Annotated in this window: 25 protein-coding genes; 17 read left to right on the forward strand and 8 right to left on the reverse strand. The window is 71.5% G+C overall.

Annotated features, from left to right (window positions below):
* Positions 1 to 78 precede the first annotated feature (78 nt).
* From WFI52_RS08505 to helR, 6 genes are all read left to right on the forward strand, one after another.
* Positions 79 to 2,193, forward strand: a complete 2,115-nt coding sequence (locus tag WFI52_RS08505; RefSeq protein ID WP_336626826.1) for an MMPL family transporter — start codon at positions 79 to 81, stop codon at positions 2,191 to 2,193.
* On the forward strand, positions 2,156 to 3,469 hold the full coding sequence (locus WFI52_RS08510) for a sensor histidine kinase (protein ID WP_336637404.1): 1,314 nt from the start codon (positions 2,156 to 2,158) through the stop codon (positions 3,467 to 3,469). The genes WFI52_RS08505 and WFI52_RS08510 overlap by 38 nt, the downstream gene beginning before the upstream one ends.
* Positions 3,466 to 4,110, forward strand: coding sequence for a response regulator transcription factor (locus tag WFI52_RS08515; protein ID WP_336626824.1), 645 nt, complete (start codon positions 3,466 to 3,468; stop codon positions 4,108 to 4,110). The genes WFI52_RS08510 and WFI52_RS08515 overlap by 4 nt, the downstream gene beginning before the upstream one ends.
* Positions 4,111 to 4,200: 90 nt before the next feature.
* Positions 4,201 to 4,659, forward strand: coding sequence for a DUF2871 domain-containing protein (locus WFI52_RS08520; protein WP_336626823.1), 459 nt, complete (start codon positions 4,201 to 4,203; stop codon positions 4,657 to 4,659).
* Positions 4,656 to 6,263, forward strand: coding sequence for an MFS transporter (locus tag WFI52_RS08525; RefSeq protein ID WP_336626822.1), 1,608 nt, complete (start codon positions 4,656 to 4,658; stop codon positions 6,261 to 6,263). The genes WFI52_RS08520 and WFI52_RS08525 overlap by 4 nt, the downstream gene beginning before the upstream one ends.
* Before the next feature lie 150 nt (positions 6,264 to 6,413).
* Positions 6,414 to 8,612: an RNA polymerase recycling motor ATPase HelR gene (gene helR, locus WFI52_RS08530; protein WP_336626821.1), complete on the forward strand. Its 2,199-nt coding sequence runs from the start codon at positions 6,414 to 6,416 to the stop codon at positions 8,610 to 8,612.
* Between the two features lie 9 nt (positions 8,613 to 8,621).
* On the opposite strand, the gene WFI52_RS08535 is transcribed toward helR, so the two are convergent.
* A complete protein-coding gene (locus WFI52_RS08535) occupies positions 8,622 to 9,200 on the reverse strand; it encodes a hypothetical protein (RefSeq protein ID WP_336626820.1) in 579 nt (192 codons plus the stop codon).
* A gap of 85 nt (positions 9,201 to 9,285) precedes the next feature.
* Between WFI52_RS08535 and WFI52_RS08540 the strand changes: the two genes are divergently transcribed.
* From WFI52_RS08540 to WFI52_RS08550, 3 genes are read left to right on the forward strand one after another with little or no spacing between them, the layout of a single operon-like run.
* Positions 9,286 to 10,158, forward strand: a complete 873-nt coding sequence (locus WFI52_RS08540) for an NAD-dependent epimerase/dehydratase family protein (RefSeq protein WP_336626819.1) — start codon at positions 9,286 to 9,288, stop codon at positions 10,156 to 10,158.
* Between the two features lie 56 nt (positions 10,159 to 10,214).
* Positions 10,215 to 11,000, forward strand: a complete 786-nt coding sequence (locus tag WFI52_RS08545) for an MBL fold metallo-hydrolase (RefSeq protein WP_336626818.1) — start codon at positions 10,215 to 10,217, stop codon at positions 10,998 to 11,000.
* The gene (locus WFI52_RS08550) at positions 10,948 to 11,241 is read left to right on the forward strand and encodes a DUF2277 domain-containing protein (protein ID WP_336626817.1); all 294 of its coding nucleotides are present in this window, start codon (positions 10,948 to 10,950) and stop codon (positions 11,239 to 11,241) included. The genes WFI52_RS08545 and WFI52_RS08550 overlap by 53 nt, the downstream gene beginning before the upstream one ends.
* 9 nt (positions 11,242 to 11,250) lie before the next feature.
* Here WFI52_RS08550 and WFI52_RS08555 read toward each other — a convergent pair whose 3' ends face one another.
* Positions 11,251 to 11,898, reverse strand: a complete 648-nt coding sequence (locus WFI52_RS08555) for a DUF4386 domain-containing protein (protein ID WP_336626816.1) — start codon at positions 11,896 to 11,898, stop codon at positions 11,251 to 11,253.
* 65 nt (positions 11,899 to 11,963) lie between these two features.
* On the opposite strand from WFI52_RS08555, the gene WFI52_RS08560 reads away from it, so the two are divergent.
* On the forward strand, positions 11,964 to 12,665 hold the full coding sequence (locus WFI52_RS08560; RefSeq protein ID WP_336626815.1) for a TetR/AcrR family transcriptional regulator: 702 nt from the start codon (positions 11,964 to 11,966) through the stop codon (positions 12,663 to 12,665).
* Here WFI52_RS08560 and WFI52_RS08565 read toward each other — a convergent pair.
* Positions 12,638 to 13,549 carry an EamA family transporter gene (locus tag WFI52_RS08565; protein WP_336626814.1) on the reverse strand — a complete coding sequence of 304 codons (912 nt, stop codon included), beginning with the start codon at positions 13,547 to 13,549 and terminating at the stop codon, positions 12,638 to 12,640. The two genes, WFI52_RS08560 and WFI52_RS08565, sit on opposite strands and share 28 nt — an antisense overlap.
* 72 nt (positions 13,550 to 13,621) lie before the next feature.
* On the opposite strand from WFI52_RS08565, the gene WFI52_RS08570 reads away from it, so the two are divergent.
* Complete coding sequence (locus tag WFI52_RS08570) at positions 13,622 to 14,533, forward strand: LysR family transcriptional regulator (protein ID WP_336626813.1); 912 nt, start codon at positions 13,622 to 13,624, stop codon at positions 14,531 to 14,533.
* Positions 14,534 to 14,557: 24 nt separating this feature from the next.
* On the opposite strand, the gene WFI52_RS08575 is transcribed toward WFI52_RS08570, so the two are convergent.
* Positions 14,558 to 15,754, reverse strand: a complete 1,197-nt coding sequence (locus tag WFI52_RS08575) for a low temperature requirement protein A (protein WP_336626812.1) — start codon at positions 15,752 to 15,754, stop codon at positions 14,558 to 14,560.
* A gap of 173 nt (positions 15,755 to 15,927) precedes the next feature.
* Here WFI52_RS08575 and WFI52_RS08580 point away from each other — a divergent pair, with 173 nt between their 5' ends.
* The 5 genes from WFI52_RS08580 (at position 15,928) to WFI52_RS08600 (ending at position 19,672) form a co-directional block, all read left to right on the forward strand.
* The gene (locus tag WFI52_RS08580) at positions 15,928 to 16,671 is read left to right on the forward strand and encodes a hypothetical protein (RefSeq protein WP_336626811.1); all 744 of its coding nucleotides are present in this window, start codon (positions 15,928 to 15,930) and stop codon (positions 16,669 to 16,671) included.
* 2 nt (positions 16,672 to 16,673) lie between these two features.
* The gene (locus tag WFI52_RS08585) at positions 16,674 to 16,991 is read left to right on the forward strand and encodes a hypothetical protein (RefSeq protein ID WP_336626810.1); all 318 of its coding nucleotides are present in this window, start codon (positions 16,674 to 16,676) and stop codon (positions 16,989 to 16,991) included.
* Between the two features lie 20 nt (positions 16,992 to 17,011).
* Entirely contained in the window at positions 17,012 to 17,704 is a 693-nt protein-coding gene (locus WFI52_RS08590) for a hypothetical protein (RefSeq protein ID WP_336626809.1), read from the forward strand.
* Positions 17,701 to 18,129 carry a hypothetical protein gene (locus WFI52_RS08595; protein WP_336626808.1) on the forward strand — a complete coding sequence of 143 codons (429 nt, stop codon included), beginning with the start codon at positions 17,701 to 17,703 and terminating at the stop codon, positions 18,127 to 18,129. The genes WFI52_RS08590 and WFI52_RS08595 overlap by 4 nt, the downstream gene beginning before the upstream one ends.
* Before the next feature lie 88 nt (positions 18,130 to 18,217).
* Entirely contained in the window at positions 18,218 to 19,672 is a 1,455-nt protein-coding gene (locus tag WFI52_RS08600; protein ID WP_336626807.1) for an SDR family NAD(P)-dependent oxidoreductase, read from the forward strand.
* Here WFI52_RS08600 and WFI52_RS08605 read toward each other — a convergent pair.
* The 4 genes from WFI52_RS08605 to WFI52_RS08620 are packed head-to-tail and all read right to left on the reverse strand — an operon-like array spanning position 19,651 to position 22,980.
* The gene (locus WFI52_RS08605; protein WP_336626806.1) at positions 19,651 to 20,418 is read right to left on the reverse strand and encodes an SseB family protein; all 768 of its coding nucleotides are present in this window, start codon (positions 20,416 to 20,418) and stop codon (positions 19,651 to 19,653) included. The two genes, WFI52_RS08600 and WFI52_RS08605, sit on opposite strands and share 22 nt — an antisense overlap.
* Positions 20,415 to 21,173 (reverse strand): hypothetical protein, encoded by a 759-nt coding sequence (locus WFI52_RS08610; protein ID WP_336626805.1) that lies wholly within the window; start codon positions 21,171 to 21,173, stop codon positions 20,415 to 20,417. Before WFI52_RS08610 ends, WFI52_RS08605 begins: the two co-directional genes overlap by 4 nt.
* A complete protein-coding gene (locus WFI52_RS08615) occupies positions 21,170 to 22,510 on the reverse strand; it encodes a hypothetical protein (protein WP_336626804.1) in 1,341 nt (446 codons plus the stop codon). The genes WFI52_RS08610 and WFI52_RS08615 overlap by 4 nt, the downstream gene beginning before the upstream one ends.
* A gap of 50 nt (positions 22,511 to 22,560) precedes the next feature.
* Positions 22,561 to 22,980 (reverse strand): NUDIX hydrolase, encoded by a 420-nt coding sequence (locus WFI52_RS08620; protein ID WP_336626803.1) that lies wholly within the window; start codon positions 22,978 to 22,980, stop codon positions 22,561 to 22,563.
* 64 nt (positions 22,981 to 23,044) lie between these two features.
* Between WFI52_RS08620 and WFI52_RS08625 the strand changes: the two genes are divergently transcribed.
* Positions 23,045 to 25,141: an HAD-IA family hydrolase gene (locus tag WFI52_RS08625; RefSeq protein ID WP_336626802.1), complete on the forward strand. Its 2,097-nt coding sequence runs from the start codon at positions 23,045 to 23,047 to the stop codon at positions 25,139 to 25,141.
* Positions 25,142 to 25,184 lie beyond the last annotated feature (43 nt).

Below are 25,184 nucleotides of genomic sequence, written 5' to 3' on the forward strand. Positions count from 1 at the left end.
GGCATCCACCTTTCGATGGATGCCGCGGTCGTCTCACCGGGCGATGGCAGCGCGTGGTCCGGCAGCTGAACTGGTGTGGTGCGATCCCTGTCCTCCGCCCTGTCCCGTGTCCTCACCTCGCGCCGAGGCGCGTGGGTCTCCCTCGTCGTCGGCATCCTGGTGCTCGTCGGCATCATCGGCGCGTTCGGTCGCGCCACCATGTCCCCTGCGGGTCAGGGCGGGCCGCCCGACTCGGAGTCGGCTCGTGTCGCAGCGCTGGTCGAGGAGTTCCCGGATGCCGACGATCGCACGCTCCTCGTCGTCGCATCGACCCTCGACGGCGAGACCCTCAGCGCCGACCAGAGCGAGGGACTCGGTCGCCTCGCCGAGGCGCTGGAGAGCGACGGCGCCGCGCGTGTTCTCGGCCCGTTCCCGAGCGATGACGGCCGCGCCGCGGTCGTGCAGGTCACCACGACGGTCAACGGTGACGAGACGGAAGCCGACCGCGCGCTCGTCGATGACGTCCGGGGGGTCGTCGCCGGACACGGCGTGGACGGCCTCGCGCTGCAGGTGACCGGGGGGCCGGCGTTCGGCGTCGACGTGGCATCCGCCTTCGACGGAGCCGACTTCACGCTCCTGCTCGTGACGGTCGGAATCGTCGCCGTCCTGCTGATCTTCACCTACCGCTCTCCCGTGCTGTGGCTCGTGCCGCTCCTCGTCGTCGCGATCGCCGACCAGGCGGCGAGCAAGGCGACGACGGCGCTCGGAGCGGCGCTCGGACTCTCCTTCGACTCGGGGATCGTGAGCGTGCTCGTCTTCGGCGCGGGCACGAACTACGCGCTCCTGCTGATCTCGCGCTACCGCGAGCAGCTTGCTGTGGAAGCGGATCATCGGCGGGCCCTCGCCGAGGGGTGGCGCGCGACGGTGCCGGCGATCGTGGCATCCAACGTCACCGTCGTCCTGTCGCTCCTCACCCTCGTCCTCGCCGTCATCCCGGGAACGCGCGGCCTCGGACTCGCGTGCGCCCTCGGACTCGTGATCGCGCTCGCCGCCGTCCTGCTCGTCCTGCCGCCGGCCCTGGCCGTCTGCGGCCGACGCGTCTTCTGGCCGTTCGTGCCGCGCGTCGGCGAGACGACGGATCGCGGCCGGCTCTGGCGGTCGGTCGCGCGCCGGGTCGTCCGCCGGCCGTGGGTGCCGCTGATCGGCGGACTCGCCCTGCTCGCCGTGATGGCCGCGGGTCTTCTGGGCGCATCGGTCGGACTCAGCCAGACGGAGAAGTTTCGAGTCCCCTCCGAGTCGGCCGCGGGCCTGACCGCGCTCTCGGAGCACTTCGACGCCGGGCAGGCGCAGCCGTTCACGATCGTCACGCGCGCCGCCGCGCAGGATGAGGTGCAGGCAGCCGCCGAAGCCGTTCCCGGCGTCGTGCGCGTGAACGTCGCCGCGTCGAGTCTCGACGGGGAGCTCAGTCGGCTGTCGGTCGTGGGTGCGCCCGCGCCGGGCACGGCCGAGAACCGCGCCCTCGTCGCTGAGCTGCGCACCGCAGTGCATGCGGTCCCCGGCTCCGATGCGCTCGTCGGCGGTCAGGGTGCGGCCGACGTCGACGCCCGGGACGGGAATCTGCGCGACCTGCTGCTGATCGCGCCCCTGATCCTTCTCCTCACGTTCCTCGTGCTGACGGTGCTCCTGCGCGCTGTCGTCGCACCCCTCCTCCTCCTCGCCGTGAATACCCTCAGCGCGGTCGCCGCGATCGGGGCGGGCGCGTGGCTGGGTCGCGTGCTGTTCGGCTGGGACGCGCTCGACCTCCAGGTGCCGCTCCTGGCGTTCCTCTTCCTCGTGGCGCTCGGCGTCGACTACACGATCTTCCTCGTCCACCGTGCCCGCACGGAGGCCCGCGCCGTCGGCACCCGCGAGGGAATGGTCACGGCGCTCGCGACGACGGGCGGCGTGATCACGAGTGCGGGGGTCGTTCTCGCGGGCGTGTTCGCCGCTCTCGGACTCCTTCCGCTCGTGACCCTCGGTCAGATCGGGCTCATCGTCGGCATCGGCGTGCTCGTGGACACGCTCGTCGTGCGCACCCTCGTCGTGCCGGCCCTGTTCGCCGTGGTCGGCGACGGCATGTGGTGGCCGAGCCGTACGATCACCGACGCGGATGCCACCGACGCGCGAGAATCGGACCATGACGCCGACCGAGCCCCTGCCCGAGCGGGTGTCTGAGCGGGCGCCGGCGGGTGCGCGCCCGGAGCCCACGCCGCGGCCGGAGCGTAAGGCGCGCCCGGGCGGCGGCGCGGCGTGGGCGATTCGGCTCGGACAGACGGGGATCACGACGATCCTGCTCGTCATCGCCGTCGTCCGTGCGGGGGGCGACGGGGTGCCGCTCGCGTGGGTCGTCTCACTCGCGCTCGTCTTCGCGGGGTGGTACGTCGGCGGTCTGCTCCTCGGCGCGCGCACGCGCGACGCCGCGCTCGCCGCCTGGTGGCTGGCGGGTCTCTCGCTCATCTGGGCGGGCACAGTGGCGGTGTCGGCCGAGTTCGTATGGCTCGCGTTCCCGCTGTGGCTGCTCGCGGGATTCGTCCTGCGCCTTCCGTGGGCGATCGCGTTCAGCGCCGCGATCCTCGCCGTCGTGATCGCCGCCCCGCTCCTCCACTCGGGCGCGACGAGCTACGCCAACGTGATCGGACCTGTCGTGGGCGGCGTCTTCGCCTTCGGCATCGCGCGCGGCTACCTCGAACTCGTCCGCGACGGGCGCGAGCGCCGTCGCCTCATCGCCTCGCTCGTGGCGGCCCAGGCCGAGACGGCGCAGCTGCAGGACGAGCTCGCCCGCACCCAGCGAGAGTCGGGGGCCGGCATCGAGCGGACGCGCATCTCTCGGGACATCCACGACACGGTCGCGCAGTCGCTCTCGTCGATCGGGATGCTCGCGCGCGCCGCGCGCGCCGGCGCCGAACCGGCGATGGCCGACGCGCTCGACCAGATCGACCGGCTCTCGCGCGACGGGCTCACCGATGCCCGCCGCATCGTCAACGCGATGGCGCCCGCCGAGCTGGAGGGGTCCGCCCTCGGCGATGCTCTCCGCCGCATGCTCGCCCGGCTGGAGGAGGACACCGGCATCCGCACCGATCTCCGTCTCGATGAGGGGCTGCCCGCGCTGTCGATGGGAGCGGAGGTCGCGCTCCTGCGCACGGCGCAGTCGGCCCTCGCGAACGTGCGCGCCCACGCGGGCGCGTCGCGTGTGGTGGTGACGATGGCGGATGCCGGTGACGCGATCCGCCTCGACGTCGCCGACGACGGCGTCGGCTTCGACGCGACCCGTTGGGAGCGCGCCGCGCGCCGCCCCGACGGCTCGGGGTACGGGCTGCGCGCGATGCGCGCGCGTCTGCGCGAGCTCGGCGGCGACCTCGACATCGAGAGCGCCCCCGGCGACGGCGTCGCGCTCTCCGCGTCGCTCCCCTTCGCCGCGCAGGGGGATCCCGCGCACGGAGATCCGCAGTGACGCCGCCGACGCCGCCCGCGGCGCCCCTGCGACTGATCCTCGTCGACGACCACCCGATCGTCCGGGCGGGCATGCGCTCGCTGTTCCCCGCGGGCGGATCGGTCGAGGTCGTCGGCGAAGCCGTGACGGGCGAGGAGGCGATCGCGCTCGCGCGCCACCTGCAGCCCGACGTCGTTCTCTGCGATCTCCGGCTCGGCGAGGGCATCGACGGCGTCGAGACGACGCGACGCCTCCGCGCCATCGACCCCGCTCCGGTCGTCGTCATCCTCACCACGTTCGATCGCGACGCCGAGATCCTGCAGGCCGTGGAGGCGGGCGCGGCGGGCTACCTCCTGAAGGACGCGCCCGCGGAGGAGATCACGTCCGCGATCCGCCGCGCCGCGGCGGGCGAGCTCGTCCTCTCTCCCGAACTGACCGCGCGGATGGTGCACGTCATGCGCGCGCCCCGGGTGCGCCTCACCGACCGCGAGGCCGACGTCCTGCGGCTGCTCGACACGGGGGCATCCAATCGCGAGATCGCGAAGAGCCTGTTCGTGACGGAGGCGACCGTCAAGACGCACCTCGTGCACCTGTTCGACAAGCTCGGGGTCGACTCACGGGCGCGCGCGGTCGCGGTCGCCCGAGAGCGCGGACTCCTGTGAAGGGATGCTGCCGAATCGATCTCAACCGTTCGGATGATCCCCCTCGCGCGTGCGGCGCGCACAGTGGAGAGTGACGTCGAAAGGACAATCATGCGTCGCCTCTACATCGCCTCGTTCGCCTACATGGCCGCCGGAGTCCTCTCCGGACTCTTCTTCCGCGAGTTCACGAAGCTCAACGGCTTCCCCGAAGGTGCGCCCACGCAGCTCGGTCTCGCGCACACCCACCTGCTGACCCTCGGCTTCATCGTGCTCCTCATCGTCCTCGTGCTCGAGAAGGTCTTCGCGCTCTCGCGCAGCAGGCTGTTCGGCTGGTTCTTCTGGCTGTACAACGCCGGCGTGATCCTGACATCGGGCATGCTGATCTGGCACGGCATTCTGACCGTGCTCGGAGAGGAGTCGAGCAAGATGATCGCGGGCATCGCCGGAACGGGCCACATCCTGCTCGCCGCCGGGATGGTTCTTCTCTTCCTCGCGCTCGGTCGGGCACTGAAGCGCGATCGCACCGGGGCTGTCATCGCCGCCGAGCCTCTGGCGGTCGCCGCATCGTGAGCGCTGCCGACGCCGTGATCGACGCACCGCCGACGCGCCGCGACTGGCTCGCGCTGGCGGTGCTGTCGATCGGTCTCGGGCTCATCGTGCTCGACGGCACGATCGTCGGCGTCGCCCTGCCCGACATCATCGCCGACCTCGGTCTCGACCTCACCGATGCCCAGTGGGTCAACAGTCTCTACGCGGTCGTGCTCGCAGCTCTCCTCCTGTCGACGGGCAAGCTCGCCGATCGCTGGGGGCGGAAGAACCTCTTCCTCGCGGGGCTCGTCGTCTTCGTCGGCGGGAGCCTCCTGGCCGCCCTGTCGGATGCCGCGGGGCCGCTCATCGCGGCGCGTGCCGTCCAGGCGGTGGGTGCGGCGCTGATCATGCCCTCCACGCTGTCGACCGTGAACGCGGTCTTCCGCGGAAAGTACCGCGCGGCTGCGTTCGGCGTGTGGGGTGCCGTGATCTCCGGTGCCGCGGCCGTCGGTCCGCTCGCCGGCGGAGCGCTGACCCAATGGGCGTCGTGGCACTGGATCTTCCTCGTGAACCTGCCGCTCGGCGCGCTGATCTTCGCCGCTGGCATCCTGACCGTTCCGGCGACCCGTGGCGGACGCGAGCGCCCGGGCGCCGACGTCGACGGCGCACTCCTGTCGGCGATCGGCTTCGGCGCGCTCGTCTTCGCAGTGATCGAGGGCCCTGACCTCGGGTGGTGGGCGCCGAAGCGAGACCTGGAGCTGTTCGGCTGGGTATGGCCGGCGGATGCCGCCGTCTCGGCCGTCCCCGTCGCGTTCGCGATCGCGGCGATCGCGCTCACCCTGTTCGTCGTGTGGGAGCGCCATCGTGAGCGCGTGCAGCGCTCCGCCCTGCTCGACCTCGAGCTCTTCTCGCTGGCGACCTTCTCGTGGGGCAACCTCACCGCCGCGATGGTCGCCGTCGGCGAGTTCGCGATCATCTTCGTGCTTCCGTTGTACCTCATCAATGCCCTCGGGCTCAGCGTCATGGGGGCGGGGCTTGTCCTGGCCGCGATGGCGATCGGCGCCTTCTTCTCGGGCGCGTCCGCGCGTCACCTCGCCGCGCGCTTCGGCTCACCCGGGACCGTCCTGATCGGTCTGGCGCTCGAGCTCGTCGGTGTGGTCGCTCTCGTCCTCCTCATCACCGGATCGACCCCGGGATGGATCGTGGCGATCCCGCTCGTCGTCTACGGCGTCGGACTCGGACTCGCGTCGGCCCAGCTCACGGGCACGGTGCTGCGCGACGTCCCGGTCGGGGTGTCGGGGCAGGCATCCGCGACGCAGAGCACGGTCCGTCAGATAGGCTCGGCGCTCGGCACAGCCTTCGCCGGGGCGGCGCTGTCGGTCTCGCTCGCCGTGACGCTCCCCTCCGCACTCACCGGCGCCGGTATCACGGGGACCGCCGCCGACGAGCTCGCCGCCTCGACGCGTCAGTCGGCCGGCACCGTCATCGCGCAGCTGCGGGGGGAGGGGTCCTCCGCCGCGGCGGTCGACGCGCTCGCACAGGGATTCGCCGACGCGACGCGCTGGTCGCTCATCGTGGCATCCGTCTTCCTGCTCCTCGGCGTCGTCGGCGCCGTGCGGCTGCGCCGCGTTGCGGAACGGTCCTGACGGGAGCGAGTCGCGAAGGGAAGGGTGCTCCCTTCCCTTTCCATTATCCCGCACGACCCCGGGCTTGCGGCAAGGCCCCCTGCGTGAGGCAGAATCGCTGATCGCGCGCTCATTTCCGACCGGATCGCGCGCGCGTGACAGGGGAGATGGATGCCGGAAACACACGACAGCGCGAGCGCGTTCGACCTGCCCGAACGGCTGCGGCGCAAGGCCGATCCGGCGCTGATCGCCGGCGACGAGGCCCGCTTCGCCGCGATCGGTGCGGCGATCGCGGCCGAGATCGCACGCACGAGCGCGCGTCTCGACGCGCTCCGCCGCGAACCGGCGTCGGCGGGCCAGCGCGCCCTCGAGCGCGATCTCGAGATCCGCGCCGAATCGGCGCGACTTCGGGTGCTGCAGCGCTTCGGACTCGACGCGTGCATCGGGCGGATGGTCGGCGTCGACGGGACCGTCACCTACATCGGTCGGTTCGGCCTCGCGGGGGCCGGCGAAGAGCGTCTGCTGATGGACTGGCGCGCCCCGGCATCCGCCCCCTTCTTCGCGGCGAGCGGCGCCGATCCGATGGGCCTCGCGAATCGGCGGCGCTACCGCTGGAGCGGCGGACGCATCGTGGACTACTGGGACGAGGTCTTCGCCCCCGACGGCGTCGACCACTCGGCCGCCCTCGACGATCAGTCGGCGTTCATCGCGAGCCTCGGCGCGAGCCGATCGGCCAAGATGCGCGACGTGCTCGCGACGATCCAGGCGGATCAGGACGCGATCATCCGCGCCGACGCGCACGGAGCGCTCGTCGTCGACGGCGGGCCCGGCACGGGCAAGACGGTCGTCGCGCTCCACCGCGCCGCGCACCTGCTCTATGCCGACGCTCGTCTGGAGCATGGCGGCGGCGGCCTGCTGTTCGTCGGGCCGCATCGCCCCTACGTCGCGTACGTCGACGACGTGCTGCCGAGCCTCGGCGAGGACGGCGCGCTCGTGTGCGCCCTCGACGACCTGGTCGTCGTCGCGGGCGGCGCGCGGGAGGAGACGGATGCTGCGGTGCGCCGCACGAAGGGCGACGGCCGCATGATCGATGCGGTCGAGGCTGCCGTGCGCCTGTGGCAGCCTGTGCCGCGCCGCACCCACGCCGTCGACACCGCGTGGGGTGCCGTTCCCGTCACGGGCGCCGACTGGGTCGAGGTCTTCGCCGACGCCGACACGACGCCGCACAACGTGCTGCGCTCACGAGCGTGGAACCGCCTGCTCGATCTCCTCGAGGAGCGCATCGAGGACGACGGCGGCGGCGAGGCGCGCGACCCGTGGGCGGAGCAGGGCTTCGACGCGTACGGGTCGGGGTGGGACGAGGACGAGTCGGTGCGCGAGACGCTCGAGAACGACGCCGACCTGCACGAGCTGTTCGACCGCGCCTGGCCGCTTCTCGACCCCGACGCGCTCCTGCGCGGGCTGCTGTCCACTCCGGACATGCTCCGCCGGTGCGCACCGTGGATGAGCGCGGGTGAGATCGCGGTGCTCTCCGCGGCCCGCGACACCTCCTGGACGGACGTCGATCTGCCGCTTCTCGACACCGCCCGCATCCTCGTCGGCGACCCGCACGCGGAGGTCCGTGCCCGCCGGGCGCAGCGGGAGGCCGCTGTAGAGAAGAGGATCATGTCCGACGTCGTCGCCGACCTCATCGCGGCGGACGACGGCGACCTGCGCATCATGTCGATGCTGCGCGGGCAGGACCTGCGCCGCACCCTGACCGCGTCCACGGCATCCGCCGGCGACCCCTACGCGGGCCCCTTCGCCCACATCGTCGTCGACGAGGCGCAGGAGCTGACCGATGCGCAGTGGCGCATGCTGCTGCGCCGGTGCCCCTCCGGCAGCCTCACGATCGTGGGCGATCGGGCGCAGGCGCGGCACGGATTCACCGAGTCGTGGGAGCAGCGCCTCCAGCGCATCGGCGTCGGACGCACGAGGGTCGAGACCCTGACCGTGAACTACCGCACCCCGGAAGAGGTGATGGATGCCGCGGGCCCCGTCATCCGCGCGGCGCTGCCCGACGCGAACGTGCCGACGTCGATCCGCCGCACCGGCGTGCCCGTGCGCCTCGGCCGCCGGAACGAGCTCGACGACGTCGTAGCCGAGTGGGAGCGGCGAAACGACGACGGGACGGCGGTCGTGACCGGCGCGCCGGACTTCGCTCCGCGCGAGCGCGTGCGGTCGCTCGACCCCGTGCGCGTGAAGGGGCTCGAGTTCGACCTCGTCGTGCTCGTCGACCCCGCCGGCTGGGGAGAGGGCCTCACGGGCGCGGTCGACCGCTACGTCGCGATGACACGGGCGACGCAGCGGCTCGTCATCCTCGAGGGATGAGGGATCAGCTCAGCGCTGCCAGAACCCCACGGCGGAGAGCAGTCGGGTCTCGTCATCGGCGCCCTCGGGCGGGTCGATCGCGGGCGGGAAGACCCCGAACTCGCGCCATTCGTCGGCGTGCGCCACGACGTGCTCGTTCAGGCCCGCGATGAGCTCGGGAGAGAAGCGGAACGGGATGCCGAGCAGCTTCGCGATCAGCCACGCCTGGAACGCGCGGTAGGTGGAGAGGTGGGCGAATCCCTCCGCCGCCGGGTAGTCGCCGTAGGTGAAGTGGAACGTGTCGGCGGTGGCGCCGGCCCGTACCGCCGCTCCCGCCGCGTCATTGAGGGCGTCGTATGCAGCGATGGGGTCGTCGCCGAGCAGGTCGGCGTCGGCGAACGGGTCGCCGTCGGCGGCGGAGCGCCCGGCGATGACGCCCGGGATCCACGCCTCGTCGTAGGCGTGGCGGGAGACGATGTCGCGGATGGTCGGGTCGGGGATCTGGGTCCACTCCTGCGGCGCGGGTGTGGACAGGTTCTCGACGGTGAGCTGATCGAAGACGTCCCGCAGGGCGGCGTCGGAGGCGAGGAAGAGTTGTTCCGGTGTCATGGCGCCGACGCTAGCGGCAACCACCCCCACGCACCACACGCTCGCCCACCGCCCCACCCACCCGGGGCGTGCTTACGATGGCGGGATGAGAATCGTCCTCACCGGCGCGACCGGGTACATCGGCTCCTCCGTTCTTGCGGCGCTCGTCGCGCGCGGCCACGACGTGATCGCGCCAGTGCGCAGCGAGGCATCCGCCGCCACGGCGACGAATGCGGGTGCCTCCGCCGTCGTCGGCGATATCACCGATCCGGGCTGGTTCACTCCGCTCCTGCACGACGCCGACGCCGCGATCCACCTCGCCGCGTCGCGCGCAGGTGACGGTGCGCAGTTCGACGGTGCCGTCGCGGATGCCGTGATCGCCGCCTTCGGCGGCACCGGCAAGCCCTACATCCACACCGGCGGCCTCTGGATCCACGGGCCCTCCGACGATCTCACCGAGGAGACCCCCTTCAACCCGCCCGCCCTCGTCGCATGGCGCGAGGGCGTGGAGTCGCGGCTCGAGGCCGCCGCCCTGGAACTCTCGATCGTCGAGCCGGGCATCGTCTACGGGCACGGCGCGGGCATCCCGGCATCCCTCGCCGATGCGCCGAAGGATGACGAGGGCCGTCTCACCGTCGTCGGCGACGGCACGCAGCACTGGCCGACGGTGCACGTCGACGACGTCGCCGACCTTTACGCGCTGATCGTCGAGCGACCCGCGCCGGCCGGTCGCGTGCTCGCGTTGAGCGGACAGAATCCGACGGTCGCCGAGATCGGCGAGGCGTTCGCGGGTGGCCCCGTCGTTCCCGAGGGCGCGGATGCCTCGCGCACCCGACTGGGTGCGGGCTACGCCGACGCGCTCATGCTCGACCAGCAGGGGAGCGGCGCGAAGGCCCGTGCGCTCGGCTGGTCGCCGTCACGCGCATCGCTTCTCGACGAGATCCGGTCGGGGCGGTACACGGCGTCGGCCGACGAGTGACGCGCGGCCTCCTCGCGGAGGTCGCGCCGGGTGTCCTCGTCGCGACGAGTCGAGTCATGTCGACGACCTCCACCGTCATCGTCGGCTCCGCCGGTGACGCCCTGCTCATCGACCCCGCCTGGATGCCGGATGAGCTGGCCGCGCTCGCCGACGAACTCACCGCGCGCGGACTTCGCGTCGTCGGCGGATTCGCCACGCACGCGCACCACGACCACCTGCTGTGGCACCCGGGGTTCGGCTCGGGCCCCCGCTGGGCATCGCTCGCGACGGCACGCATCGCGGCATCCGAGCGCGAAGATCTGGTCGCGGCTCTCGGCGACGAATTCGACGGAGAGCTCTCGACCCTGATGGGGCGGGTGACGGGCGTCGCGGGGGCGATTCCCCCCGAGTCCGTGCCGGCGGGCGTCGAAATCGAGCTGATCGTGCACGACGGCCACGCCCCCGGGCACACCGCGCTGTGGCTGCCCGGCCCGCGCATCCTGATCGCCGGCGACATGCTGAGCGACATCGAGCTGCCGCTGCCGTTCTGGCCCGACGATCTTCCCGCCTACCTCGCCGCGCTCGATGTGCTCGCGCCCTACGCGGAGCGCGCGGCTCTCGTGATCCCGGGTCACGGGGGCGTCGGAACCGATGCCGCCGCGCGGTTGGGCGCCGATCGTCGCTACCTCGAGGACATGGTCCGCAGCGGGGCATCCGATGACCCGCGCACCCGCCTGCCGGCGATGGCGGACGACCATGCCCACATGGAGGTCCTCGCCGAGGAGCATCGCGCGGGTCTACGCTCGCCGCATGTGCCGCAACATCCGCGTCCTCCACAACTTCGAACCGCCGACGACCGATGACGAGGTGCGCGAGGCCGCACTGCAGTTCGTCCGCAAAGTGAGCGGATCGACGCGCCCCTCGCGCGTCAACGCCGAGCCGTTCGACCGCGCGATCGATGAGATCGCCCTCGCCACGCGACGGCTTCTCGACGCCCTCGTGACGAACGCACCGCCCAAGAGCCGCGAGGCCGAAGCGATCAAAGGTCGGGCGCGCCACGAGGCGCGGATGGAGCGCGAGGTGCGCATCCGCACGGCATCCTGAACGGGTGCCTCAGCTTCGTGAGTTGGGCGCGCCGTCTGCGGTGAGGGCGAGTTCGGCACCCGACTGCGGCCGGATTCCTCGGACGATGAGGTACACGGCGAGCCAGATCTCGAACGCGAAGATCGGCAGGGCGCAGATGCCGGCGATCGTTCCGTTGAGGGGAATGAGGCCGAACAGCTGGGCGAGATCGCTCGTCAGGACGAGCGCCCCACCGACCGTCCCGAGAATCGCGAGCGCGCGCGGCACGGCACCGGATGACACCAGCAGCGATCCCAGGACGATCGTGTTCACGCCGATGACGAGACCCTGACCGACGAGGAACGACGCTGTGTGCACCGCGGTGAGCGCGGATGTCGCCTCCGCCGAGAGCGGCGCGAGCGTTCGAGCGACCATCGGGAGCGCGCCCGCGAGGATCACGGCGGCCTCGAGCCCCCGCAGCGCGACGAAAGTCGCGGCACGGGCCGGCCCCGAGGCGCGCAGCAGCAGCCAGAGCAGGATGCCGGTGCCGAGGCATCCGAGCGCCAGGAGGAACTCGACCGCCACCCCCAGTGTCAGCGCGCCGGCGCTGTAGGCGGCGACGGCTCCCACCGAGGTGACGTGCGTGACCAGGTAGAGCGCGCCCGTGGTGCGCGCGTACGTCCGGGCGATGTCGTTCATGATGCCTCTCTGCGGGTATACGGCGTATACCCATACTCGCTGAGGATACGGTTTACGGTGTATACGTGTCAACCACCACCCGTCGCCCGCCGCTCGATCGGGTCACCGTGGTTTCGACCGCGATCGCCCTCGCCGACGCCCGCGGACTCGAAGCGACCACCATGCGGGGGCTCGCCGATGTCCTCCAGGTGACGCCGATGGCGCTGTACAAACACGTCGCGCACCGCGAGCAGTTGATCGACGAGATGGTCGACCACGTCGTCGGTGCGATCGCCGAGCCGTCGGACGACGCGGCCGCGTCCGATACGGAGAGGACCGCGGATGCCGAGGACTGGCGCGCCCACGTGCGCCGCCGCGTCCTCGCCGCCAGACGCGCCCTGCGCACCCACCCGTGGGCGCAGAATGCGATCGAAACGAGGACGACGGCGAGTCCCGTCGTCCTCGCCTACATGGACGCGCTCATGTCCGCGATGTTCGACGGGGGACTTTCCGCCGACCTCGTGCACCACGCCATGCACGCCCTCAGTACCCGCATGTGGGGTTTCACCCGCGACGTCATGCCGACTCCGACGGCCCCCGACGACCCGGCGGAGCGTGCGGCGGCGCTGAACTCCTTCCTGGCCGCCTATCCCGCCATTGCCCGCATGATGACGACGGCTCCCCACGCCGGGCAGGGGTGCGACGACGATGAAGAGTTCGCCCTCGCGCTCGACCTGCTCCTCGACGGCGTCCAGCGCCGTCACGAGGCGGGGTGGAACTCCGCCTGAGGAGCCGTTGCGCTGCGACGCCCGCGCACTGACGCGACGAGCACGCCGCCGATGAGCAGCAGACCTCCTGTGATCTCCGCCGCGTTCGGGATCTGACCGAGCAGCAGCGCCGCCGCGCTCATCGCGACCACCGGTGCGAGGAGCACCCACGGCACGACAGCCGCCGAGCGGTTGCGGGAGAGCAGGGCGTTCCAGATCGAGTACCCGATGAGCGTGCAGAGCCCCGCCGTGTACAGCGTCGACAGCGCCGCCATCCAGCCGAAGGCGGCGAGGCCCGCCCCGATCGCGGCCGGACCCTCGACGAGCAGCGAGAGGGCGAGCGCGGGAACCGGGACGACGAGGGCCGACCAGACCGTGAGCGAGAGGCTGCCCGCGCGGCCTGGGCCCGTGACGACGCCGGCGCGCCGCGAGATCACGTTGCCGATCGCCCAGGATGCCGCAGCAGCGAGAGCCAGTGCGACGGCCAGGGCGGGAGCCTGCCCGCCGCGGCCCGCCGCGACGATCGCGAGGCCGACGACACCAAGCGACACGCCGACCAGTTGGGGGCGCGTGGGGCGCTCGCGCAGCGCGAGCGCCGCGAACACGATCGTGAAGACCGCCTGCGCCTGCAGCACGAGTGCGGCGAGCCCGGGCTGAAGGCCGAGGGCCATCGACGTGTAGAGCAGACCGAACTGGCCGAGCGACATGAACAGCCCGACGCCGACGATCGTGCGCCACGACGTGCGCGGGCGCGGCACGAAGACGACCGCCGCCGACACCATGAGAAAGCGGATCGCGACGAACAGCAGGGGCGGCACGCCCTGCATCCCCCAGTCGATGACGACGAAGTTGAACCCCCACAGGGCGGCGACGGCGGCGGCCAGGATCATGTCGCGTCTGTTCACGTCTCCACTTCAGCGCCCGCGCCGATGAAGCACAAGCAATCATTTCTGCGATGGATCGTGTAGCTTCGCTTCATGATTGATCTGGAAGCCGTAGTCTCGCTCCGCGCCGTCGCGACCGGTGGCAGCGTGTCTGCCGCGGCGAGCACCCTCGGATTCACCCCCTCGGCAGTGTCGCAGCAGATCAAGCGCCTGGAACGCGAGGTCGGGGTGGCGCTCCTCGAACGCGTCGGGCGCGGTGTCGTGCTGACGGATGCCGGGACGCGGCTCGTCGTGGCATCCACGCCCATTCTCGAAGGGCTCGACCGCCTCGGGGCAGACCTGCAGCTGACCGGGGGTCAGGAGCACGTCACCGGTGAGGTCCGGCTCGCCGCGTTCTCGACGGTCGTGCGGGGGCTCATGATCCCCACGATCGCCGGTCTCCGTGAGCGGCACCCGGGCCTCTCGTTGCCGCTGCGCGAGAGCGAGCCGTGGGAGACCATCGCGCTCGTGGCATCGGGGCAGCGCGACCTGGGTGTCGTGCACCGGTGGGGCGGCGTCGCCCTCGCGATGCCCGAGCCTCTCGTCGCGACCCCACTGTTAACCGACGTCGCCGATGTGATCCTGCGCCGCGACCACCCGCTCGCGGGCCGCGCGGTTCTGCACCCCGAAGACCTCGCCGGGGAGGCCTGGGTCGCGACATTCGAGGCGACGATCTGCCGGCAGTGGCTGCGGCGTCTGTTCGACGGCGTGCCCGGGGCCCCGCGCATCGCGCACGAGTCGATGGAGTTCGAGAACCACGTCGCGTTCGCACGCGCCGGCGGCATCGTCGCTCTCGTCCCCCGCCTCGGCCGGGGTGAGCTCGGCCCGGACCTCGTGGCGATCCCGACGGCGGGTCCCGCCTCGACGCGCGACGTGCTGGCCGTCCACCGCCGCACGCAGGGCGACTCGCCGGCCCTGCGCGCCGTGCTCGACGACCTCGTCGAGCGCGCGCGCGCCTTCGGCTGAGCGCCCGCGCCCGGCCGCGGATTCTCAGGCGCGCCCGTGTGCGGGCGCGTCCGCCGGCGCGACCGGCGGGCGCCAGACGAGCACCGCGACGATCACGACGAGGATGATCGCGGTGAGCGCGAACGGCACGGGGATGAGCGGGTCGACGAGCACGAGCACGGCGCCGACCGGCACCACGGTGTTCACGACGGGGTCGGCGACCCGCCGTATCGCGAGGAGCCACACCCCCAGGATGAAAACGGCGATCGGGATGGTGTACGCGAACGACGCCCACGGCGCGTGCAGTTCGCTGTGACCGGTCAGCACGTCGATCTCCACCTCGATGCCCGCGGAGAACGCGCCGGCCGCGGCGAAGATGAAGTAGTGCCCGTAGCCGTAGGCGATCGACTGGCGGAGGTTGCCGATCGCGTGGTGGTGCGGCGGCCAGAAGTAGATCCACCACAGCGCCGCCGTCGCGACGAGGGCGAGCACCGCGATGCCGATGAGAGGGGCGATCGACTCGGCATCCTCGAGCGCATGGATGATCGCGTTCGCCGAGGCGAGCAGGCTCTCGCCGAGAACGATCAGCGTGAAAAGTCCGTAGCGCTCGGTGATGTGGTGCGGATGCCAGGGCGTGTTGCCGTGGCGCTCGGCGATGATCGGCACGGAGATCTCCGCCACGATGAGCACGACGATCGCGGCGGGCGCGAGCGACGCGGGCACGAGCAGCGAGAGCAGCCACAGCACCTGGACGAGGGCGATGCCGCCGGCGTAGGTGAGGGTCGTGCGGCGCAGCTCGCCCGCGCTGTGGGAGGCGCGCAGCCACTGGGCGAGCAGGGCCAGGCGCATCACGACGTAGCCGATCACCATGATCGTGAAGTCGTTGTGCGCGAACAGCGGCGGGATCCCCGCCGCGAGGACGAGCACGCCGCTCATCTGCAGGATCGTGAGCACCCGATAGAGCCAGTCGTCGGTGTCGAACGACGTCGCGAACCAGGTGAAGTTCATCCACGCCCACCAGATCGCGAAGAACACGACGGCGAAGTGGAGGAGGCCCTCCCACACGTGGTCCTCGGTCAGGGAGTGGTGCAGCTGGACGGCCGCCGTGCTGATCGCGATGACGAAGACGAGGTCGAAGAAGAGCTCGAGGCTGGATGCCGCCCGGTGCGGCTCGTGCGCGTCGCGCGGCCGCATGCGCAGGAGCCGGAATCGCGAATATTGCGGGCTGGACGCGGAACTCATCGCGCCAGAGTAGTGGGTGAGGGCCGTTCGCCGGCGCGCAGCGGAGACATCCTTGAGCCGGATCATCCGTCCGGCGTCGTCCGGAGCCGCCGTTCTCCACAGATTCCGCAACCCCTCACCACGCGCCTGCTCCGACCGGTAGCCTCGTGCGCGGGCGGATGTCGGAGGTGCCGGTGGCTGACGAGGCCGAGACGATCTACGAACTGCGCGACGAGCTCGCGCGCGATGCGCAAGCGTACGAGGATGCCGCCGCGCGCTCCCTTCCGACGGAGGCGTCGGACGACGCCGAGATGATCCACGTGCGAGTCGCCGACGACGGGGTGCCGACGATCACCGTTCGCGACGGGTGGCTCTCCGCATACGAGCCCGGCGAACTCGCGGGGGAGATCATGGCAACGCTCGGGCGCTTGAGCCAGGCGCGTCTCGAGGCCTGGGCGGTCGGAGCCGGCGAGGCTCTCGACGTCGAGCGTCGCAACACGCCCGTCCCTCCGCTGAGCGAGACCACCGCCGGCAAGGTGAAGGCGGCCCTCGAGGCCGAGAAGGATGAGAGCGTCGCGATCACCGCGATGCTCGAGCGGGTGCTCACGATGCTCGACGACATCGCCGAGAATCTCGACTCCGGTTTCGACGATGCGCTGCGCAAGGGTCAGGCGACGACAGCGGGCACGTCGTCGGGGCGGTCGGTGATCGTCCAGGTCGCCCCGAGCGGTGACCTGCGGTCGATCGAGCTTTCGGAGCGATGGCTCGAGGCGACCAGTGCCGATCAGATCAGCCGCGAGATCACTGCGGCGATCGCCATGGCTCGCGATCAGACCCCGCCCTCGGAGGGACCGCTGGACGGGACCGCTCTGGCTGCGTACCAGCGGTTCGTCGACGACCACGATGCCTTCGTGCGCTTCTTAAACGGAAAGGACTGACGATGGATCCCGAACTGAAGGTCGCGTTCGAGGCGCTCGCACAGGACGCGTCGACATGGGACGGTGTCGGAGAGGCGCTGTCGACGGCCCGCGCCGACATCGACGCGATCGACGTGTACCGAGGAGCGTTCTCGTTCGCCGGGCTCGACCTCGCCGATTCGTACGCGGAACTGCACGCCACCGTTATCACTCTTCTCGGCGACGGCGCAGAGGCGACGCACGCCGGCGCGGATGCGCTTCGCGCCGTCCGCGACGACTTTCTGCGGTACGAAGACATCGCCCAGAGCGAGCTGTACGCCCTCTGGCAGCCGGTCCGCTGAGACCAGGAACGAGACGAGCCATGAATCCCGCCGATAAGGTCATCGAGCTGCTCCAGAAGATCCAGGAGAAGATCGAGCAGATCACCCGACTGGTCAACGCCGTCCTCAGCCGCATCCCGTCCTTCCTGAGCTGGGTCGCCGACAAGCTCCGCGACGGCTGGAACACCATGCTCGCCAAGCTCGGCGAGTTCTGGGACTGGTTCGCCGACAAGCTCTCGTACGTCGGCAACCCCTTCCTCCTCAACGGCGCGGCCGACGGATGGAAGCAGGCGGCCGCGAAGGTCGCTCGACTCAACGACGACATCACCGATCTGAACCTGTCGGTCGACGACCGGTGGACGGGCCGCGCCGCAGAACAGTACAAGCAGTCGATCGAGCCGCAGCGCCGCGCGAACACGTCGATCATGTCCGATTTCGCGGAGAACATCGCCGGCGCCATGACGACCATGGCGGGGGCGATCATCGCGTTCTGGGCGGGTATCGCCATTGCGATCATCGCCCTGCTGAGCGCGCTCGCCGGCGCCGCCGTCGCGACCGGCACGATCATCGGTCTGCCCGCCGTGCCGGTGCTGATCACGCTGGGCATCGTCGCCTTCCTCATCGCCGCCGGCAGCGGAGTCGCGATCCTCTACGTGTCGGCGGGTGGGGCGCGCTCGACCATGCGCTCGACGTCCGCGGGCATCACCAGCTGGCCGAAGATCGCAATGCAATGACCGAGCGGTCTCCGCAGTCCTTCCGCTCCCGCAGGCCGGGCGTCACGGCGACGGTTGCCGTGATCATCGCGGGACTGGCGGCCGTCGTCGCTGCGCTGCTGCTCTGGGCGGCCGCCATGGACGGTGCCCTCGTCGGGCCTGGCGCGTCGATGCTGCTCCTCGCGGTGCTCAGCGCCGTCCTCGGCATCATCGGGTTCCGTGTCGCGCGCACTCCTCGCGAGTCCGCCCCGATGACCGGTCCGTTGCAGCTGCTCACGATTCTCGTCTTCGTCGTGGGCGTGACAGGTGCGGTTCTCGGCGTCGTGATCGGAGGCATCCAGGGGTCGATGCCGGCGATCGGCACGGGGGTGCTGACACTCGTGCTCGGCCTCGTCATCGCCCTGCAGGGCGCGCTCCTCTACGGCGCGGCACAGCACGGCTCCTGACCGGCCCCTGGCTCGCGTCTGAGCAGTTCCCGACGCGGTGTTCCTCCGCGCCCCGGCATCCGCTCAGACCCGCTCGGTACACTTTCCTGTGCCCGAAAACCCCTCCATCGACCCCGCTGAGCTCGAGATCGCGCTGCGCGTGATCGCCGCGACCGCCGATCTCGACCCGGAGGACCCCGACTACATCGCCCTGCGCCGCGCCACGGGCAAGATGTACAAAGACGTCAAGCGGCAGGCCCGCAAGGACAAGCGTCAGCGCATCGCCGACGCCGATCGCGCCGTCGTCGCGGCGACGGCGACAGGGGCGCCGGACCGCATCGACGACGAGACGCGCGGCATCCCGCTCGCCGCCCGCACCGCGGCTCCCACAGCCGGCGAGCTCATCAAGCCGCGCGCCTGCTACATCTGCAAAGAGCTCTACACGACGGTGGATGCCTTCTACCACCAGCTCTGCCCGGACTGCGCTGCCATGAGTCACGAGAAGCGCGACGCGCGCACCGACCTCACCGGCCGCCGCGCGCTGCTGACCGGCGGGCGCGCGAAGATCGGCATGTACATCGCGCTGCGGCTGCTGCGCGACGGCGCACACACGACGATCACGACCCGCTTCCCCCGCGACGCGGTGCGCCGCTTCTCAGCACTGCCCGACTCGGCGGACTGGATCCATCGCCTCAAGATCGTCGGCATCGACCTGCGCGACCCGGCCCAGGTGATCGGACTCGCCGACGCCGTCGCGGCCGACGGCCCGCTCGACATCCTCATCAACAATGCGGCGCAGACGGTGCGGCGCTCCGCCGGTGCGTACAAGCCGCTGGTGGATGCCGAGCTGGCGCCCCTGCCCCAGGGCCCGCTGCCCGAGCTGCTCACGTTCGGGCACACGAACGACGCGCACCCGCTCGCTCTCGCGCAGTCGGTCTCGAGTCACCCGATCCTCGCGGCCGCCGCACGCGACGCTGAGACCCTGACCGCCGAGGCGATGGCGGCCGGCTCGTCGTCGCTCGAGCGCCTCGCCGCCGGCACCGCGATCGACGCGGGGGGTCTCGTGCCCGACGAGAACCACATCAACAGCTGGACCCAGTCGGTCGACCAGGTCGAGCCGCTCGAGATGCTCGAGGTGCAGCTCGCGAACATGACAGCACCGTTCCTGCTCGTCAGTCGCCTGCGTCCCTCGATGGCTGCCGCGACGGCCCGACGCAAGTACATCGTCAACGTCTCGGCGATGGAGGGCGTCTTCGGACGCGGGTACAAGGGCCCGGGGCATCCGCACACCAACATGGCCAAGGCTGCCCTGAACATGCTGACGCGGACGAGCGCGCGCGAGATGTTCGAGACCGACGGCATCCTCATGACCGCCGTCGACACCGGCTGGATCACCGACGAGCGCCCGCACTTCACGAAGGTGCGTCTCGCCGAGGAGGGCTTCCACGCGCCGCTCGACCTCGTCGACGGTGCGGCCCGCGTCTACGACCCGATCGTGCGCGGCGAGGCCGGCGAGGATCTGTTCGGCGTCTTCCTGAAGGACTACCGCAAGAGCTCGTGGTGAGCGAACCGCACCTCGAACACCGTGCCGGGGTCGACGCGTATCGACGCGGCATCCGGCAGCATCGCCGGGAGGTCCGTCGACGGAGTGCCCACCAACCAGGTCGTCGCGGGGTCGAGGCCGCGCACGAGCTTCTCGTGCGTCCAGGCGAGAAGCGCCGTCCCGCCGGGCTCGGGTGACGTCGCCAGTTCGAGATCGCCCCGACCCGGGTCGGTGGAGCTCGCCACGATGAGCGGCTGATCAGCGGCCGCGGCGACGGCGTCGTCCCGCGTCCCTGCGCCGGCTGCGAGGCGCACGACGGCGAGCTCGAGCGCGGTGAGGGCGCGGCTGCCAGGAGCGGAGGATGCCGGCTCCGGCGAGCCGCTCTGCACCGCAGCGAGGTCCGCCGCGGGAATCTCGCACGTCGGCTGAGAACCGGGGTTGAGCACGATGCCTGCTCCTCCCCGGGCGCCCGCGGCGAGGACGCCGCCGCGGACCCACATCGGCCGCAGATCCGGCCGGGCGTGCTCGCCGATGCGATCCGGGGACGTGAACGCCGCCACGAGCGGTGTTCCCGACGCGGACTGCAGCATCAGCGGCTCGAGCGTCGACGAATCCCCATAGGTCAGCACCAGCACGGGCCAGCCGGACAGCGTCGCCAGCACGTCGCTCAGGGGGACTGCCCCGAGTCGCCATGCCGTCAGGGTCGATTCGAATCCCGGTTCTGCGGGGCGACCGAGCAGGGTCAGCACGGGGTTGGCGGCGGTCACGATGTTCGCTCTCTCTCGGGAAGGACGGGGAGGTCCAGCACATCGGGGCGCGGCATCGTCGCGCGCAGCCAGGAGTCGATCGTCGCGAGCGCCTCCTCGACGCGGCGCGGCTGGCCGTCGGCCCCGAACGACCGTCCGAACGCGCCGTCCAAGCCGCCTCCGGTCGCGATCCAGCCGGTGACGCCGCCATGACGGCCCAGGCGCACCTCGACCCGGAAGGTGTCAGTCGGGCGAAGGGAGTAGGTGACGCCGCCGTACTCGGGCACGCGCAGCACGGGGGCATCCGGCCACCATGCCCGGATGCGCTCGCCGAGAGCCTTCTCGTCGATGTGGTCGAGCGGATCGACGCCGTGCGAACGGAGGGTGCGGGCATCCAGTGCTGCCTGGCGTCGCTCCTGCCAGGTGAGCCGCGGGTCCGGCACGGCGGAGGAGCGCGCGGGCGCTGAGCGCGGCGTGGGCGCTAGCGCGTCGTCCGTGGCGAGCTCATGGATCACGCGATCGATGTCGGAGAGGAGGGCCTCGAGGTCGTCCGACGTCGTCCGGGTGAGGTACCCGCTGAGATCGCGATCCCACCCGATCAGACGGGCGGTGAACGCACCGGGCTCGGCCGCGGCGCGCAGGTACACGTCGAACAGCGCGAAGAGCTTCACCTGCACGAGGTCGCCGGAGACGAGGACAGCGACGATCGCAGCGCCCCACCGAGCCCGGACGCGGGAGACGATGAGGTCGGTGACGGAAGGGGCATCCGTCATCATCGCGGAACCGCGGTGCCGTGCGGACCGAGTGTCGGGACCCATTCGTAGAGGCCCGCGAAAGGCCCGTTCGCGTCGAAGATGTGACGGAACTCGCTTCCGAGCGCGCCGCTGACGACGTTCCCGCTCGCGTCGAGGGGCGAGTGCGAGAACTGGATGTTCATCCGCGACGTCATCACGTCGTCGAGGAACGGAGCGTTGAGGGTCTCGAACATGTCGCTATTCGACAACCCGTTCGCGTTCTGCACGGCGCCCCAGAGGTCCACGCCCTCGTCGGTGGTGCCGAGCTCGAAGTACGCGGACCCGTTGTCGCGCGCGACGTTCGCGTAGCTGGTCGGGGCATCGCCCTCCCAACGCCCGAGGACCGCCGTGTCGGCATCCATGTTGTGGAACGCCTGCTGATAGACCTGCTCCGGATCGGAGAGATCGAAGGGCCATGTGTCGGGGTCGTCGACGTCGAACGGCTTCTTCCCGGGCGGGACCGCGCCGTCGACGGGCGTCCGCGGCGGCGCACCATCGGGCAGATCGGGCAGGTCGGGCGCGCGCGCGGCGTCGGGTGCTCCGGCGTGCGTGCGGGGACCGCCGGGGAGCACCTTGGAGGTGAGTGCGGCGAGCTCGTCCCACGAGCTGCGCAGGCTCTTCAGCAGGGTGCCGAGCTTGCCCATCGCCTCGAGGAGCGCGGTGAGCTTCGTGCCGACCTTCGCGCTCAGCGAGGCGACACGCGTGGAGACCTGGCCGACGATGACGGGCGTCGCGAGTCCGAGGGTGAACACGGCTTCGGCGGCCCACGAGATGATCGAGCCGACCAGCTGTGCGATGACGTCTCTGACGAGGTCGTGGACGACTTGGACGATCGTCGACGCGATGGTGAGCCCCGTCGACATCGCGCCGGCCCAGGTGCCCGCAGCGCCGATGTGCGCCGCAGCATCCGTCTGGAAGCGTCGATAGGCGTCGATCGCCTCGCCGGCGAGCGGGTCGACGTCGGAGAGTACGCGCGTCAGCTCCTGCGCCGAACCCGCGAGCTGTGCCGAGATGTTCGCCCACGTCTGCGCGAATCCCTGAACCTCGCCGGCGTCTCCCGTCAGGTCGTTCAACCAGCCCTTGAGCGGCTCGAGATGATCCATCAGCCAGCCGAGACCGGCGGCGATCAGCGAACCGATCGGGTCGATCGCCATCGCGACGGTGTCCAGCACCGCGGTGAACGCGGCGACCCCGCCCGCGACCCAGTCTCCTGACTCGATCGCCGCCGCGACCTGCGAACCGCTGTCGAGGATGCCCGCGCCCGAGAACGGCGTGGCGGTGTCGACGGGCCCGGCGACCAGCGGATTCGGCGGAGTCACCCCGTCAGCCTAATCATCCGCACGCCCGACCGGAACCCGGCCGCGCTCGGCTACGCGTTCGGGAGGAAGTAGGTCGCGGCGAGCGGCGCGACGTCGAGGGCGGATGCCTCGGCCCGGGTCACCCAGCGGACCTCGTCGATCTCGGCATCCGCGACGGGGGTCTGACCGCCGATGTCGACGCGGTAGACATCGGCCACCACGAGGAAGCCGGGCTCGTTCGCGGCAGCCGCAGTGAACTCCCCGAGGGGTGCGAGCGCGCCCAGATCGAGGCGCAGTCCGAGTTCTTCGCGCAGCTCGCGCACGAGTGTCACGTCGGGGGTCTCGCCCGGCTCGGGCTTGCCGCCGGGCTGCATGAACGCGGTCGTGCCCGCCTTGCGCACGAGCAGCAGGCGGCCGTCGACATCGGTGATGACGGCCGCCGACACGCGGATCGAGCCGGTGGATGCCGCGGCGCCGGAAGCAGGAGTCACGCTCTCACGCTACCGCCGCGGGCGAGGCCCGCCCGTCACGGATTCGCGCTCGTAGGCTGGAATCATGTCGTCCGCACCCCTCGCGCTCCCGCTCGTCCGCCGCTCGCCCGAGGAGCTCGGCATCCCCGCCGCGGCGCTCCTCGCGCTCGCCGACCGGCTCGCCGAGGAGGGTCTCGACCCGCACGCGCTGCTCGTCGCCCGCCACGGCGCGGTCGCTTTCGAGGCGGCCTGGGCGCCCTACCGACTCGACCGGCCGGCGCTCGTCTACTCGGCGTCGAAGACGTTCACGTCGCTCGCGATCGGGTTCCTCGCGGACGAAGGGCGGCTGTCGTTGGATGCCGCGGCCGCAGACCTCCTCGCCGTGCTGGCCCCGCTCGGCGCCCCGGTGATCACCGTGCGGCACCTCCTCACGATGAACACGGGACACACGAGCGCGCAGATCGACGCCCTCGGAGAGGATCCGCGTGACCTTCTGCGCGTCGCGCCGGAGGCCGTGCCGGGCTCGCATTTCGCATACAGCTCGCCCGCCACGCATGCTCTCTCTGCGATCGTCACCGCCCTGACGGGCGAAGCGCTGACCGCGTACCTCCGCCCCCGGTTGCTCGACCCGCTCGGCATCGGGCAGCGGTGGATGCGCCCGCGCGGCGGCATCGAGCACGGGGCGTCCGGTTACCACCTCACCGTCGAGGACCTCGCCCGCGTGGCGATCATGCTCGCTTCGGGCGGCGCTTTCCGCGATACGCAGGTCGCGCCGGCCTGGTACGTCGAGGAGATGAGCCGAGCGTGGTCGGTGACGGCCGACGTCGACGGGCCCGCGGCGGCCGATGGCGAGGTCGGCGACTGGAGCCGCGGCTACGGGTACCAGGTGTGGCGGAGCGCCCACGGCTTCCGCCTCGACGGCGCCGCGGGGCAGTTCGGGCTCGTCATCCCCGAGCATGACCTCGTCATCGCCTACCAGGGCGCGGCGGCCGACACGCAGGCGACGCTGCGGGCGTTCTGGGCCTTCGTCGATGCCGTCGCGGACGCCGACGCCGCCGGAGGAGCAGACCCGGCGCTCGATACTGCGCTCGATCCGGCGCTCGATCCCGCGGGCAAGACCGCGCTGGCGGCATCCGTCGTGCGCGACTCCTGGGACGCGCGTGACCGCATCGCGCCGTGGCCGTGGGAGTCGCCGTTCGACTCGAACGGCCTCGCCCTCGCCGACGCGGGCGACGCGAACGGCTGGACGCTCACCCTTCCCGGCGTCGGAGACCTGCCGGTCGCGACCGCCTGGCGCGAGGTCGTGATTACGGCATCCGCGGCGCCGGGGCAGGCCGATCGCCTGACCGTCGCGACCCGCGGTGAGACGTGTCCCGACGGCTCGGTACTCGTGCACGTCGTCGACACGACCTCTCCGCACCGGGCGATCGTCACACGCGACGCCTCGGGCGCGGCCACCGGAGCGTGGCACGTGCCGCCGCTGTGGAACGGCTGGCCCGGACTGCGCGTGCCGTCGATGGTCACCGAGGCGACCGTCGACGCTGCCGCCGTCCTTCTCGACATGGACGGAACGCTCGTCGATTCCACCGCCGTCGTCGAGCGGCTCTGGACGCAGTGGGCGCTCGAGCACGACGTCGACCCCGCCCGTGCTCTCGGGATCATCCACGGTCGTCAGGGGCAGGACTCGATGGCGCTCCTGCTGCCCGACCGCCCGCACGAGGTCAATCTCGCCGAGAACCGTGAGCTCCTCGCCGCGGAGACGGCCCAGACCGACGGCGTCGTGGCGATCCCGGGCGCGGCAGCGCTGCTCGCCGACCTCGCGGGTCTGCCGCACGCGCTGGTCACGAGCGCCACGCTTCCGCTCGCCCGCGCCCGGATGGATGCCGCGGGCCTGCCCATGCCGGCGCTCGCCGTGACGGCCGAGGACGTGACGCGCAGCAAGCCCGACCCGGAGGGCTTCGTCGCCGCGGCTCGAGCGCTCGGAGTCGAGCCCGCAGACTGCATCGTCGTCGAGGATTCGCCGAACGGCATCGCCGCCGGCCTCGGCGCCGGCATGCGCGTCATCGGCATCGGCCCGCACGCCGCCGCAGCGGGCCCGACCTGGCTGGTGGCGGATGCCGCCGGCATCCATGTCGCCCCCGCCGACGGCGGCGCGGGGGTCCGCGTCACGATCACGGGCTGAGCCGCCTCGCCCCGCGCGCCGCGGGTGAGCGCCGGCCGCCGCC

The organism is Microbacterium sp. MMO-20 (assembly GCF_037147735.1).
Lineage (GTDB): Bacteria > Actinomycetota > Actinomycetes > Actinomycetales > Microbacteriaceae > Microbacterium.

Coding starts and splice junctions, on each gene's coding strand:
- WFI52_RS08510 (WP_336637404.1), top strand. CDS start 2,156: ATGACGCCGACCGAGCCCCTGCCCGAGCGGGTGTCTGAGCGGGCGCCG.
- WFI52_RS08520 (WP_336626823.1), top strand. CDS start 4,201: ATGCGTCGCCTCTACATCGCCTCGTTCGCCTACATGGCCGCCGGAGTC.
- helR (WP_336626821.1), top strand. CDS start 6,414: ATGCCGGAAACACACGACAGCGCGAGCGCGTTCGACCTGCCCGAACGG.
- WFI52_RS08535 (WP_336626820.1), bottom strand. CDS start 9,200: ATGACACCGGAACAACTCTTCCTCGCCTCCGACGCCGCCCTGCGGGAC.
- WFI52_RS08540 (WP_336626819.1), top strand. CDS start 9,286: ATGAGAATCGTCCTCACCGGCGCGACCGGGTACATCGGCTCCTCCGTT.
- WFI52_RS08545 (WP_336626818.1), top strand. CDS start 10,215: ATGTCGACGACCTCCACCGTCATCGTCGGCTCCGCCGGTGACGCCCTG.
- WFI52_RS08550 (WP_336626817.1), top strand. CDS start 10,948: ATGTGCCGCAACATCCGCGTCCTCCACAACTTCGAACCGCCGACGACC.
- WFI52_RS08555 (WP_336626816.1), bottom strand. CDS start 11,898: ATGAACGACATCGCCCGGACGTACGCGCGCACCACGGGCGCGCTCTAC.
- WFI52_RS08570 (WP_336626813.1), top strand. CDS start 13,622: ATGATTGATCTGGAAGCCGTAGTCTCGCTCCGCGCCGTCGCGACCGGT.
- WFI52_RS08575 (WP_336626812.1), bottom strand. CDS start 15,754: ATGAGTTCCGCGTCCAGCCCGCAATATTCGCGATTCCGGCTCCTGCGC.
- WFI52_RS08585 (WP_336626810.1), top strand. CDS start 16,674: ATGGATCCCGAACTGAAGGTCGCGTTCGAGGCGCTCGCACAGGACGCG.
- WFI52_RS08590 (WP_336626809.1), top strand. CDS start 17,012: ATGAATCCCGCCGATAAGGTCATCGAGCTGCTCCAGAAGATCCAGGAG.
- WFI52_RS08595 (WP_336626808.1), top strand. CDS start 17,701: ATGACCGAGCGGTCTCCGCAGTCCTTCCGCTCCCGCAGGCCGGGCGTC.
- WFI52_RS08610 (WP_336626805.1), bottom strand. CDS start 21,173: ATGATGACGGATGCCCCTTCCGTCACCGACCTCATCGTCTCCCGCGTC.
- WFI52_RS08625 (WP_336626802.1), top strand. CDS start 23,045: ATGTCGTCCGCACCCCTCGCGCTCCCGCTCGTCCGCCGCTCGCCCGAG.